Source organism: Tardiphaga sp. (assembly GCF_044340795.1).
GTDB lineage: Bacteria > Pseudomonadota > Alphaproteobacteria > Rhizobiales > Xanthobacteraceae > Tardiphaga.
This window is the reverse complement of sequence record NZ_JBIISY010000173.1, coordinates 1-13,168: the sequence shown is the minus strand read 5'-3', so window position 1 is coordinate 13,168 and position 13,168 is coordinate 1. Positions and strand designations below refer to the sequence as shown.

Annotated in this window: 11 protein-coding genes; 8 read left to right on the top strand and 3 right to left on the bottom strand. The window is 58.1% G+C overall.

Annotated features, from left to right (window positions below; all coding sequences use genetic code 11):
- Positions 1-1,551 precede the first annotated feature (1,551 nt).
- The 5 genes from repA to ACIQ17_RS23365 all read left to right on the top strand — a co-directional run bounded on the left by repA (position 1,552) and on the right by ACIQ17_RS23365 (position 7,185).
- Positions 1,552-2,751 carry a plasmid partitioning protein RepA gene (repA, locus tag ACIQ17_RS23385; RefSeq protein ID WP_398471583.1) on the top strand — a complete coding sequence of 400 codons (1,200 nt, stop codon included), beginning with the start codon at positions 1,552-1,554 and terminating at the stop codon, positions 2,749-2,751.
- 2 nt (positions 2,752-2,753) lie between these two features.
- Positions 2,754-3,773 (top strand): plasmid partitioning protein RepB, encoded by a 1,020-nt coding sequence (gene repB, locus ACIQ17_RS23380; protein ID WP_398471582.1) that lies wholly within the window; start codon positions 2,754-2,756, stop codon positions 3,771-3,773.
- A 219-nt stretch (positions 3,774-3,992) separates the two neighbouring features.
- Positions 3,993-5,216 (top strand): plasmid replication protein RepC, encoded by a 1,224-nt coding sequence (repC, locus tag ACIQ17_RS23375; protein ID WP_398471581.1) that lies wholly within the window; start codon positions 3,993-3,995, stop codon positions 5,214-5,216.
- Positions 5,213-6,133, top strand: coding sequence for a DUF6088 family protein (locus ACIQ17_RS23370; RefSeq protein WP_398471579.1), 921 nt, complete (start codon positions 5,213-5,215; stop codon positions 6,131-6,133). The genes repC and ACIQ17_RS23370 overlap by 4 nt, the downstream gene beginning before the upstream one ends.
- Positions 6,130-7,185 carry a nucleotidyl transferase AbiEii/AbiGii toxin family protein gene (locus ACIQ17_RS23365; protein ID WP_398471578.1) on the top strand — a complete coding sequence of 352 codons (1,056 nt, stop codon included), beginning with the start codon at positions 6,130-6,132 and terminating at the stop codon, positions 7,183-7,185. The genes ACIQ17_RS23370 and ACIQ17_RS23365 overlap by 4 nt, the downstream gene beginning before the upstream one ends.
- Before the next feature lie 554 nt (positions 7,186-7,739).
- On the opposite strand, the gene ACIQ17_RS23360 is transcribed toward ACIQ17_RS23365, so the two are convergent.
- Both ACIQ17_RS23360 and ACIQ17_RS23355 read right to left on the bottom strand, forming a co-directional pair.
- Positions 7,740-8,405: a hypothetical protein gene (locus ACIQ17_RS23360; RefSeq protein WP_398471577.1), complete on the bottom strand. Its 666-nt coding sequence runs from the start codon at positions 8,403-8,405 to the stop codon at positions 7,740-7,742.
- Positions 8,402-9,781, bottom strand: coding sequence for an NAD-dependent succinate-semialdehyde dehydrogenase (locus tag ACIQ17_RS23355; RefSeq protein WP_398471576.1), 1,380 nt, complete (start codon positions 9,779-9,781; stop codon positions 8,402-8,404). Before ACIQ17_RS23355 ends, ACIQ17_RS23360 begins: the two co-directional genes overlap by 4 nt.
- Positions 9,782-9,947: 166 nt before the next feature.
- Between ACIQ17_RS23355 and ACIQ17_RS23350 the strand changes: the two genes are divergently transcribed.
- The 3 genes from ACIQ17_RS23350 (at position 9,948) to ACIQ17_RS23340 (ending at position 12,601) form a co-directional block, all read left to right on the top strand.
- The gene (locus ACIQ17_RS23350) at positions 9,948-10,820 is read left to right on the top strand and encodes a LysR substrate-binding domain-containing protein (protein ID WP_398471575.1); all 873 of its coding nucleotides are present in this window, start codon (positions 9,948-9,950) and stop codon (positions 10,818-10,820) included.
- A gap of 579 nt (positions 10,821-11,399) precedes the next feature.
- Positions 11,400-11,912: a hypothetical protein gene (locus ACIQ17_RS23345; protein ID WP_398471574.1), complete on the top strand. Its 513-nt coding sequence runs from the start codon at positions 11,400-11,402 to the stop codon at positions 11,910-11,912.
- A gap of 446 nt (positions 11,913-12,358) precedes the next feature.
- Entirely contained in the window at positions 12,359-12,601 is a 243-nt protein-coding gene (locus tag ACIQ17_RS23340; protein WP_398471573.1) for a hypothetical protein, read from the top strand.
- A 395-nt stretch (positions 12,602-12,996) separates the two neighbouring features.
- On the opposite strand, the gene ACIQ17_RS23335 is transcribed toward ACIQ17_RS23340, so the two are convergent.
- Positions 12,997-13,168, bottom strand: a 172-nt coding sequence (locus ACIQ17_RS23335; protein WP_398471585.1) for an outer membrane protein, incomplete at its 5' end; no start/stop codon positions are given.

The window sequence follows — 13,168 nt, the reverse complement described above, 5'->3', positions numbered from 1 at the left end:
GCTCTCGTAAGTCATTGTCCCAAATGGGCGATTCGGCTGAAAAGGAAGCGTAGTGTAGCTTACCTTCCTTCACGCCGTTTGACCAACGAAGCTGGGCTCGGAGCCGTTCGTTGTTTAGGAAGGCTAAGTTGTACGCGTACAACTTCTTACGACGGCTACATTCTCCCTTGCTGACCGTAAGAACTGAAATATGGCGCTGTACAGACTTCGCTGACCACTTGCCGGCTGTCGCCGGGAGAAGTCGGAAAGGCTCGAAGCCAGTTGCCTTAGCTGCCGCACGCACGACGGTGTCGACGCACGTGGTATAGATGGGAAGGATGTTTCGAGAACGCGCGGCGTCGAAGGCGGCCCGGTTTCCAGTGCGGACGTAGCACCGTCTTGCGAACGCCGACGCGATCCGCACAAGCAAGGAGTGACTTGCATCGCGTTCTGGATCTTCGTGCATGCTCCCTCGCCGCATGAGATCCGCGTTGCTTAACCTTCTTCAGAATATGTGATCCTAAGCGGGCAGCAGACGGCCCGCGGGCGGGCGCGAATATTGCCGCCGCGAACTGACCGCACGAACTTTTCACAACTGGGACGTGCTGTGGTTACGGGCTTCGAGGTCACTTCGGGCAACCAGTGCCACTTTGCTCGCTGTTTCGAGCAGCTTTGGCAAGGCATCCTGTCGATGAACCTGGGCCGGAAGGTGAGATACTGCTGCGCGGCGACCTCTTTTTAGCAGGCGGGGCTTTCGTTGAATGGACGATTGTCAGGAGTAGACCTTACGCGTCGGCTCTAGTTGCAGCGCGGCCTAATGCTGAGCTAGCTAATGTTTTTCGTTGAAAGGCCTCCACGCAGACGGTGATCTTTTGCGCGAGATTCACGGGGCTCGTAAGACCCAAGATTTGGGCCCTCATCGAAGCAAGCAGTCACCCGGAGCAGGCCGAGGCAGTCGGTCATTAGCGCGCGAACGACAAGGTGGACTTTACCTGCTGCAAGACAGCTGCCTAGAATTCGTCCCTCACTTGCTTTTACCTCGAGCTGGCTAGACGATCGCCCGTCCACTCGGCAGGCTGTCTGTTCTCGCGGTTAATCGGGTCATGGGGTTCCGGATCTCTGGTGTGGAGTAAGGTGCGGTCTTGAGCATCGAAGTATTGAGCGCGAAAATCGGGACAGACCGGAATACTCTCTGCCCGCCGCTGAAGCGGAGCAACTGGTTCGGTGTATCTGAAGCGAGCGATTGCCGTCTTGGCAGCCTCAACCCAGGGCGCTTTCGCAAGCCATGAGGGTCCCGCGAGGGACGTTCGACTTTGTGGGGCCAATTTCGATGTCTCAGAGTGCCGAACGAGCTTACGCGGTATCTTTCAGTACGAGCAGCTGCCTGGCCTCAGCAGTGGAGGGGGTGAACCGACGGTGATCCCAGTTGTACGCGTACAACTAGCATCTCGTTAAGGATTCGGTAACCCAATAATCCTTGCAGCGTCCACAGAATCGGGCACTATTGTGCATCTGCGCATTTTCGGGCAAAATGCATAAAAGTGCGCTGATGCGCCAATCTTGGAAACTGCGATGCTGACCAAATCAGTGGGTGAGAATGTAGGCGATCTTCGCCAGCTCATCAATTTAGACGCAAGTGAGCTTTCGTCACGTTTGCGAGCTCAGCAGCTTCGTGATTTCCCGCCAGCTGCTGAAAAGACAATTCGTCGTTTCTCTTCTGCGGAAGCTGCGCGGTTCATCGGAATCGCCGAAGGGTATCTGCGACAGCTTGTTGCAGACGGAAAAGGGCCGCCGGCAGCGCCGAATGCGCGCCGAACCTATTCTATCGATGACGTCGATCAACTCCGGGGCGAATTGGATGCAGCAGGGAAGGGGGCCCGTAGGTATGTTCGTCATCGACGTGACGGGGAGGCTCTACAAGTCATTTCGGTTATGAATTTCAAGGGCGGAAGCGGAAAAACCACGACGACCGCTCACCTTGCTCAATATCTCGCATTTCGCGGATACCGCGTGCTTGCAATAGATCTCGACCCGCAAGCTAGTCTCTCAACACTTTTCGGGCACCAGCCTGAGCTCGACGTGGGAGAAAATGAGACCATTTACGGCGCAATACGGTACGATTCTCAGCGCCGCGATATGGCCGAAATCGTACGCGGGACGTACATCCCAAATTTGCACCTCGTTCCTGGCCACCTTGAACTCATGGAATTCGAGCATGAGACGCCCAAGGCACTCATGACCCGCGAGGGCGCTGACTCGTTGTTTTTTGCAAGGGTAGGGGAGGCCATCGGGCAGGTCAGCGACGCTTACGACGTCGTCGTCATCGACTGTCCGCCTCAGCTGGGCTTCTTGACCCTGTCGGCACTATGCGCCGCAACCGCTGTATTGATCACGGTACATCCTCAGATGTTGGACGTCCTATCGATGTCTCAGTTTCTCAACATGACGGGAAGCCTGCTGGACGTTGTCGCAGAAGCGGGCGGTACGACTCAATACGATTGGATGAGGTACCTCGTTACCCGTTATGAGCCGAGCGACGGTCCGCAAACAACCATGGTTGGATTGATGCGCTCTATTTTTGGCGCCCGAGTGCTCACGCATCCAATGGTGAAAAGCACCGCCGTCGCGGATGCCGGTCTAACCAAGCAGACGCTTTATGAGATCGACAGACAGCAATTCACTCGCGGAACGTACGATCGCGCGATCGAAGCTCTCGATCAGGTGAACGGCGAGATTGAGAGTTTGATCAAGCAGGTCTGGTCGAGGAATTAGTCATGGCACGTAAGCTAAATTTTGACCCCCCACCGGCCGACGTTGAGCAATCGAATCCATCGGTAGAGGCATCAGAGTCAGCCGCTCATCGGATGCGCCCCCTCATGGGTCTCGGCCGTACGGCTAAGCCGCCCAGTGCTCTCGGAGCAATCACGCAGTCGCTAGGCAATATCTCCGAACGCGCAAAAAGAGCTGAAGAGATCGAGCAAAAGCTCGTTGAAGGACAGACTATCGTCGAACTCGATACTGGCCTCATCGATGGCTCGTTCGTGCCGGACCGGATGGAGTCCACAGAAGAGCAAAATGCTGCGTTCCGTGACCTGATCCGAGATCATGGTCAGAATGTGCCAATTTTGGTGCGACCTCGCCCTGATCAACCAGCTCGCTATGAGGTTGCCTTCGGGCACCGCCGGCTGCGTGCCGCGCGTGATCTGGGCATCAAAGTAAGAGCTGTTGTCCGAGTGCTTAGTGATGAGCAGCTCGTTATCGCTCAAGGTCAAGAAAACAGCGGCCGAACTGATCTCACTTTCATCGAGCGGGCACGTTTCGCTGCTCGTCTAGAGGAGCGTAAGTTTTCGCGTGAGACGATCATGGCAGCGCTTAACGTTGACAAGGCAGCGCTGTCGCGCCTGATTTCTGTCGCAACTCGGATTCCGTCTAATATTATCGACGCAATCGGACCGGCGCCCTCCTTCGGTCGCGTCCGCTGGCAGGAAATGTTGGACGCGTTGACGGATGAGAAAGTACGGGCTCGGGCGCTTGCGGTCGTCGCAGAGCCCGATTTTGCCTCGTTCGATACTGACAAACGCTTTGAGATCTTAACAGCGCGGCTTCGAGAACCAGCAGCCCGCGCTCGGCCCGAGAGTTGGGCTGCGGCTGATGGAACTCATGCTGCCAAAATCTCACGAACAGGGACCAAGTTGACGTTGGCCTTCGATGACAGGACAGCGCCGAACTTCGGTGATTTCGTTCGGGAGAGGCTGCAGAAACTCTATGAGGAGTTCAAAGCGAGCTCTTCGTGACCTAACACCTCCCGCTCGAGAATGGCTTTAGCGGGATCCAAACACTCTAACTGGGAGCAACCGGCAAAAGAAAAAGGCCCCCGAAACGTCACCGTCGCGGAAGCCCTCTGTCTTGTTTGGCGACTTACAGAGAATCACTTCCCCGAATCGTAGTCAAGTTTTTTCTGAACGGCGGCATTTCGCCGGTCGCTTTCGTTTGCCTTTTTAGAGGCGAAAAAGATGACCGAAAGCTACCCGACGACGCCCTTTGGGCGTCGAACGCTTACGCTTGCCATGGTGGCAAGCCAAGCGAACGCTAGAGCTTGCCCGAACGACAAAGTCGTCCACAAATGGAAGACCTTTCGCTCGATCACGGATGCAAAAGATCGTCTTCACATTTCTGACCGCGCGCTCACGGTCCTCAATGCGTTGCTAACGTGTCTGCCAGATACCGCGCTGACGCCAGGAAAGGACCTGATCGTATTTCCCTCTAATATGTCGTTGAGTGAGCGCACTCACGGCATGGCAGGCACCACTCTGCGGCGTCATTTGTTTGCGCTTGTCAGCGCCGGTCTCATCATTCGGCGCGATAGCCCGAATGGGAAACGATATGCACGCCGTTCGATGGACGGCAGCATTGACCGAGCCTACGGATTCGACCTCACGCCTATAGTCGCTCGCGCAGACGAGTTTGAATGCTTGGCAGAAGAGGTGCGCCTGGAAAGGCGAAGAGCTGGTCTGGCCCGCGAGCGTATCACGATCCTCCGCAGGGACATCGCAAAGATGATCGCTATTGCGGTCGAGGAGGGAGCTCCAGGCGATTGGAGGCTTCACCAGGTGCGCTTCTCGGCGCTGAGCGGTAGGCTCCCGCGGATGGTCTCGGCCGAGGCCTTAGAGCCACTTGCTGTCCAGTTGGAAGCTCTTGCGATCGAGGTAGGTAAGCTACTGGAATCTCATCTCTCTGCACAGAAAACGGATGGCAATGATCACCATTCCGGTGCGCAGTATCAGAATTCAAATACAGAACCCCTTACTGAACTTGAACCTGCTCCCCAAAAGAAGAGGGGGCAAACTTCGAGCGAACCACGATCTCCGAGCGGGGTGGGGGATACGAAGCCCGTGACTTTCCCGCTCGGCTTCGTCCTCAAGGCGTGCCCCGACATTGCGATGTACGCTCGAAGCGGAATTTCTAACTGGGGTGACCTAGTCGCTACAGCAAGCCTTGTTCGCTCGGCGCTCGGGATCAGCCCAAGCGCTTGGGAGGAAGCGGTAGAGGCTATGGGCGAGGGAGATGCTTCGATTACGATCGCAGCGATCCTGCAACGCTCCGATGAGATTAAATCCCCTGGCGGTTACTTGCGTGGCCTCACCATGAAAGCGCGGGCAGGGCAGTATTCAATTGGACCGGTCGTCATGGCGCTTTGGCGGAAATATTCGACCCAGAGCGGTCGAGCTACAGGATGAGCGCGTCGCATCTGATCCAGAACGACCAAGCTCGGGAAATGCGGAAAACCCAAGAAATCGAACGGCTTGCAGGACAGAATAGTCACGTTGTCTGGAAAACATACACAAATTTCGGACATCATTGCGCTCCGTCCGAAATAAGCGTACATTCTTCGGACATGCGCAACGATGTACTCGGTATTAGAGCGACAATCCTGGAGCGCATCCGGGCCGATCATCCACGTAAGGTTTGGACCCCGGCAGATTTCGTTAATCTCGCCTCCCGGGATGCTGTCGACAAGACCCTGCAGCGACTCACTAATGACAACAGCTTGAGAAGGATCGGCCGCGGGCTTTACGATCAATCAGGTTTTAATCAGCTCACTCGCAAGTCGAACCCACCCGATCCGCGCTCCGTTATCGATGCTGTTGGTCGACGCGACCAAACCCGGATGCTCGTCGACGGCATGACAGCGGCGAATGACCTTGGCCTGACCGACGCCGTGCCCGCGAAAATCGTGGTCCATACTGATGCGCGTAGGCAGCCTATCAAGCTTGGCAACGTCACGATCACCTTTCGTTTAACCGCAGCTAGCAAGCTCTATTGGGCCGGCCGGCCGGCCATGCGAGTCATCCAGGCACTTCACTGGATGCGTGACCTCCTCTCACGTGAGGGCGAAAGTGATCGGCTCAAACAAAAGCTTGCCAAGCTTTTTAACGACCCGTCGACAGGGCCAATGCTTAAGGCTGATATCAACGCCGGCAAGGCAGCCCTTCCGACCTGGATGTGGACCTTTCTTAAGCCGCTGATAGAAAACGCCGTCAACGTTCAGGATCAGCGCGGCACTCATCATGACCACGATGTCGGCGTTCCGCTTAGAGACAATCCAATAGAGAAGCCGAGTTCAGGAAAGCGGAGCAGGGGGAAGACAACATGAATCCGGCTTTTGACGAGGTTCTCTCAGCCGGAACGGATGCCATGTTGAGCGCCTTCGACACCACCGCGCAACGCCTCGGTACGGCATCCCAGAATATCGAAAAGGATTTCTGGGTCTGCTGGACCCTCGATGCCCTTTTCCACGGCCTCAAGGAAGGAGGCCCCCGCCTGCTCTTCAAGGGCGGAACGTCATTATCGAAGGGATTCGGACTGATTGATCGCTTTTCGGAGGACATCGACGTCACGGTGTTTCGCGAAGACATCGGCGAGCCAGCGAGCATCGAAGAGCTGATCGCTCTTAGCAGCAACAAACGCCGTGCTCGGCTTAATACGATCAAAGAGGCTTGCCAGGCCTATATCAAAGGTCCCTTACGAGATGAGATAACGGGGATCCTCGCGGAAAGGCTTGAGGCAGCGGGTTTTGCTGCTGGCGCGGCACGGGTGGAAGTCGATGATACCGACGCAGACCAGCAGACGCTTTTGATCTGGTATCCGACGGCGACGCCGAAGTCGGATTACATCCGCGCGGCGATCAAGATCGAGTCAGGCGCGAAATCTGCTCTCGATCCTAACAGTGAGGTGCCGATTAAGCCTTACGTTGATGATGATCTGCCGACGCTTGATCTGACTGTTCCCGGCGTACGGACTGTCGACCCCGAACGAACATTTTGGGACAAAGTCGTTATCTTACATGGATTGCGGTGTTGGTTCGACAAACGCGGCGAGCTTCGCGGCGGTGGGCAGCGTGTGTCGCGCCATTATTATGATCTATGTAAACTATTCCCATCTCAAGCCGGTGCTTCCGCTATTGCAGACCCTGCGCTTGGAGCCGACTGCGTTGCTCACGCGAGAATGTTCTTCAACCGGCCTGACTTCGACCTCGCCAGCGCTGTGCCGGGCTCCTTTGTCCTTGCGCCGCATGACAGTATGATTGAGCAGGTGCGCGTCGATTATCGAGCAATGTCAGGGATGATCTTCGGCGACCCACCGAACTTCGAAGAGGTGCTTGAGAGCATCAGGTCTCTAGAGGCGCGTTTGAATCAGGCCGCTTAGAGCAACGTAAGCGGTCGTGAAACCGATGCAAGGCAGCGCATGAAGGGATGTCGCGCCAACGGCGATGAACTGGAGAAACTGACTCAAACCCAAGTATGATTCTAGCGCGCTTTTGTCGCGTGATGAGCAAGTTCTCGCGCGACCCGATGTCTCATTTTCTAGTGTATTAGGTACCTCGGCGATCGTGAGAACTATAAACATAAAGTCGATTGCCGGTAGTCCGCCTGTTAGGCTATTGAAGCGATCTATGTCGGGTAACGACATCCACCGCTTGGTCTGCAAAAGGAGCAGCTACGACCTTGAGAGGAAACTGACCGACTGGTCGAGCAGATACGATCTCCACATCGCCACCCGCTTGAGCGACAAGGGTCTTCAATCGCTCGAATTCGCTGCACCATATCGTTTCCATGTCTCGATCCCGATTAAGGTCCCAGGATTCGGCCGAGCCACCGATACCCACCGTCCTTACCTGGAGAAGATCGGACTTCGCTCCGCCAGAGAGCTCAACGCCGTATCCCGGATGCGAGGCCTTCCGCAGCACGATTTGACCGTTGTCAACCCAGGCAGTTGCCATTCCCTCGGATACCTCGTAACCGAGAGTAGCGAGACCCGTGAGAACAGCATGTCGGCGCTCCGCTGCTGCCATCGCCTTCAGCTCCTCCTCGACGAGCGAGTTCGCACGTCGGAGGAGACCAACCTTGTCGACGGTGGACCGTACATTGAGAGCTTCGTCGATCTCCGCCACCATCGCATTCGTCGGGCGCGGTCGCTGCAGCGAGCGGGACGATGATCTGGACGGCTGTCGCGCAGGCACCGACGAGAGCGCTTGCGATGGCCAGCGAGATCAGCCCCGGCGACAACGCTGCGCCGAGCAAGGATGCACTTAACGCAGCCAGTAGTGTGCCGACGAGACGTTTGGCATCGATCATGTCGCCCAACGGGGTGATGAGGATCAAGCCGATGCCGAACCCGAATTGCGAGAGCAGAGGTATGATACCAGCTTGCGCGACGGAGACGTGAAGGGATGCCGCGATCCGCGCGAGGATCGGCTGGGCATAATAGATGTTGGCGATCGTCGTGCCGTTGATGACGGCCATCGAAATGACCTGGGTCTTGGTGGCGATCGATGAGGATCGGACTTGCATTACGCTGTCTTTCGGGAGTTTTTGCGAGCGGATTAGCCCGGCGGCGACACAGCGTCGCCGGGCTTCGGCGTTCACGTGTCGAGGCCCGCCATGAGGACGTATTTGACGTCAACGTATTCTTCGATGCCGTAGTAGCTGCCCTCGCGGCCGTAGCCCGATTGTTTGACGCCGCCGAAGGGAACCGAAGCGGTGCCGACCGAGCCCGAGTTCAGGATCACCATGCCTGCTTCAATGTTGCGCGAAAGCCGAAAGGCTCGTCCTACGTCCCGGGTGTAGGCATAGGCGACCAGCCCGAATTCGCTCTTGTTGGCGCGCCTGGTCGCTTCTGCCTCGCCGTCGAAGCGGTAGATCGCGAAGACCGGTCCGAAAATCTCTGTCGAGGCGACCTGCATTTCGTCGGTCACGTCAGCCAGAATGGTCGGCAGATAAAACAGGCCGCCCTGCGGCGCCTGTTCGCCGCCGAGAACGAGACGCGCGCCTTTTTCGAGCGCGTCGGAGACCAGCGCGGTCACTTTGTTGAGGCCGGACCGGTTGATGAGCGGGCCAACGACGAACTCGTCCTGCATGCCTTGATCCGTTCGGATCTCCGCCACGGCATGCTTCAGCTTTTCAACGAAACGATCATAGATGCCGCTCTGCACGAAGACGCGGTTCGGCGAGATGCAGACTTGTCCCGAGTTGCGCAGCTTGGCGGAGACGAGGCCTTGGACCGCGAGGTCGAGATCCACGTCGTCGAACACTAGGAAAGGCGCGTTGCCGCCGAGTTCGAGCGTCATCTTCTTGAGCGTACCCGCGCAGTTGCGCGCCAGCAGCCTGCCCACCTCAGTCGAACCAGTGAACGATACCTTCCTGATGCGCGGGTCGCTTGTGAATGCTTCGCCGATCGCCTTGGGATCGCCCGTCACTATCTCGAACACCCCCTTAGGGATGCCGGCCTTTCGGGCATATTCGAGAAGCTTGTACGCGGTGAGTGGGGTCTCCTCCGACGGCTTGATGATCATCGTGCAGCCGGCGGCGAGGGCCGTCGCGATCTTGCGCGTGATCATCATGAAGGGGAAATTCCACGGGGTGATCGCCGCCGTGGGCCCGACAGGCTCCTTGGTCACGATCACCTGCGCGCTGGCCGCGTGGGTCGGGATCGTGTCGCCATACACCCGCTTGGCCTCTTCAGCGTACCATTCGACGAAGCCGAGGCCGTAGTCGATCTCGCCGAGCGCTTCGGACAGGCACTTGCCGTTCTCCCGCACCATGATTTCGGCGAAAAGCCGCCTGTCGTCGCGGACGAGCTCATACCACCGACGCAGCAAATCGCCACGCTCCTTGGCGAGGCGTCGTGACCAGGCTGGGAAGGCTTCGCAGGTGCGGTCGATGGCCGCCTTCACTTCCAGGTGGGCGAATTTGGGCGCTTCGCCGACGACCGAGCCGTCGGCGGGGTTGATTACCTCGATCATGATTTCGTCCTTTGCTCACTCGGGTTAGGTCCCGAGTTCCGTGCCGCGCGACCTGCAACGACGGGTCGCTTTCGGCTTTTTGAAAATGGACGATTGGCAATAAACGACAATCGAGTAATGTTGCTCAACAATTGAGGATTATTGAACGATGAGATCGCTTCCGCCGATGAACGCGCTGCTCGCTTTCGAGAGCGTTGCGAGGACGGGCAGCGTTAAGGCCGCCTCCGCGGAGATGTTGGTGACAGCTGGGGCGGTTAGCCACCAGTTGCGGCAGCTTGAAGAGCATTTCGGCGTTCCGCTGTTCATACGCCAAGGGCGGGGACTAGCCTTAACGACATCCGGCGCCGCATTCTTCGAACGGGTCGCAACGCATTTCGACGGATTGAGGCAGGCAAGCGCGCATCTGCTCGGCAATGCCGGGAGATCGGTGCTGCGGCTGCGGTCCTACACCACCTTCGCGACGCGATGGCTCATACCGAGGATTTCGAAGTTTCAGCTCGCGCATCCGGAGATCGATGTTCGGCTCACGACGGCGTCCGAGTGGAGCGAACTCGGCGATTTCGACGTGGGGATCCGGTTAGGGAAAGGGGATTGGCCGCAATACGACTGCACCCGTCTCGTTTCCAATATTCTTGTGCCGGTCTCCAGCCCTGCGCTCATCCGGCCGAGCCGACCAGCTGACGTCGATTGGCTGGCCGAGCAGACGATCCTCGTGCTTCGCGCGCGTCCCGACGATTGGTCCTTGTGGTGCGGAGCGGCGGGGATCGACTATGCGCGGTTATCGAGAAGAAGGGAGCTCGAAAGCTCCGTCCTTGCCTATCAGGCCGCGATCGAGGGGCAGGGCGTCGCGCTCGCGCAGAAGGTCCTGGTCGAAAGCGAGGTCGAGCGTCAAAGTCTGGTCGTTCCGTTGCCTATCGAAGTCGACCAGGGCGACTATACCTACTACCTCGTTTCCGACAGGGAAAGTCGCAAGGAGCGTCTGATCTCGCTGCTGCGGTGTTTCCTTCTCGGCGGAGCGACGTCGTCTGTTGGATTCTGACTTCGATCTCTACGCCGAGTTACAACCGATTCTGCAACGCCTCCAGCGAGCCCCCGGTCGGGTCCGCCGTTGCCAGAAGAGCGTCTATCGCTAATCTTAAGCTTGGATCGACATGCCTTGCATGAGCTTGGCGGCATAGCTCGTGACATGTCCGTTTTTGGCGTAAAGCGGACATGCGCCATTGCTCGCTTTATCGCCGTGATCGCTCAAATATCTAAATAACGTCGCCGACACCGATTGTGCGCCGTAACCGTCGATCGCTTCATCATCGATCGGATCAATAGGCGGGAAGAACTCGACGACCCGCCCGTGAATGCCGGCTTGCTGTCAGACAAAGATCGGATTGTCCAGCCGGAGAGGGCTTCAAGGCGTTGAATCGGCCCGGTAAAATATTGCAACTCATCAACATACACTTGCAACCCGCTTCGGAAGCTAGGCCGATCTCCGGCGGAATTCCCCATTCCCGGTCAAGTGAACTAGCCCGAGGCGCTATCTGTCCTGCCGCGCCCGCCTGTGGTGCGATGGTTGGGGGCAATCCTCAGCGCGCCAGTCCCTACATCACGTCTCGAGGCAATGCCTATGCGCCGATTGATCGTGGCGGCCTGCGCGCTGCTGTGTACGCTTTGCGTCACCTCTGCCCAAGCGGCCCGGGCCAAGCCTTTCAGCTGCGATTCAGCCGATATCATCCGGCCGTGCGGAAGTTTCCAGCTCGATCAACCCGGCCACTCGTCGCCGGCGCAGAGGACGCGTCATGACCGCGGCGCCGCCGCGGCGATCGGGCTAGCGGCGCGGATTCTTTCTCACCCGCCGGGCTGTCCGCGGAGGGCGTTCTGCGGTTGCGGGGCGTCTGTGGAGGTGTTCGGCTGCCCGGTACGGAGCCTATTCCTGGCTGCCAACTGGCTGCGCTTCCCGCGCGCTGCGCCGGCGCCCGGCATGGTCGCCGCGAGGCGCGGGCACGTCTTCGTGCTGCGCCAGCATATCAGCGGCAAGACCTGGCTCGCCTACGATGCCAACTCCGGCGGCCGGCGAACGCGGCTGCATGCACGTTCAATCGCCGGCTTCTCGATCGTGAATCCCCACGGCTCCGGATGACCTGATCCGGGAATGAGCCCGAATAGCTGGTGGCGAGAACCGTTCCTCGCCTCTGACTCTAATGCATCCAACTTGGCCGCTGTCCTTCGGGGCGGAGGCTTTTTGTTGTGCAGCAAAATGCCGCCGGCATTTCTGCTCGGCGGCGTTTGGGTCTTTTGCAATGCGTTGTCGAGGAAAAAAGGCGCGGCTCCCGCGTGGATATCTAAGCACCGGCGGCTCGAACGGTCCATGAAACGATCGCGCAGTCCTGCGCCCTCAGCGCGGCAGCCCTTTAGAAAGAATAAAGCAAGATCATCCACGTTTCACCGACTGGCTCTGCCAGGGTGTGTTGAGCAACGCAGAAACTCCGTCCGGACCAAGAGCCCGGGCGGCCTTTTCTCACGGGGCGGCGTCGCTCGGCGCCTGAGCCTTGCCTGTGGCCCAAGGCCCTTGCTAAGACCGCCCGAATGACGATGAAACTCACAATGCGGCCACGCCGAAAGTGGACGGAAGCCGACTTTGCGAAGATGGTCGCGCTTTTAAAAGACGGGGTACCGGTGGTAAAGGTCGCCAAGCAATTGCAGCGGAGCGAGGCGGCGATCCGTGTACAGGCCACCAAGGTCCGCGTTTCAGCCTCCGGCAATCTTGCTCAGCGCGCGAAGCGGAACCAGGAATTCGTGCGAAATGCCTCAGCGCGATCCACTAACTAGCTAGTCAGCCGTCGAAAGCCTCCGCATTGTAAATTCGATCTGACCGTCCTCGAGCTTTCGCCAAATCTCGACCGTGGGTGAACAACCGCCGGCGGGATATCGCTGCAGGATCTCGCGAGCCTTGGCGCGGGCGGCATCTCGGAGCAGGGTGAACGTCTCCCTGACAAAGCTGTCGCTGGCGCAGAACAAGCCGGCGTAGGCGCTGGCTGTGGTCGATCACCACTGCTGCGGCGGCTTCTCGCGCTCACCGGCCATGATCGTCGCAGCTGCCAGTATGAGAAAGATAATCAGCGTAAAAATCTCTTGAGCGTGGTCGTCCATCGAACATTGCACTCGGAAAAAAGCCCGGCTCGAAGCCGGGCTTTAAGTTGTTCTGAAGAATAAGCCGATGAAGGTTAGAACCCACCCGCGCCGAAATTGCCCCAGTTGAAGCGATAGTTCAGGCCAGCTTTGACGGTGTGCTCGTCGTTGCGGAAACCACCAACGGCGAGGGTGGGGGTCAGGAAAGTCGTCGTACCGAAATCGTAGTACTGATATTCGATCTTGCCCGACCAGTTGCGGTTGAAC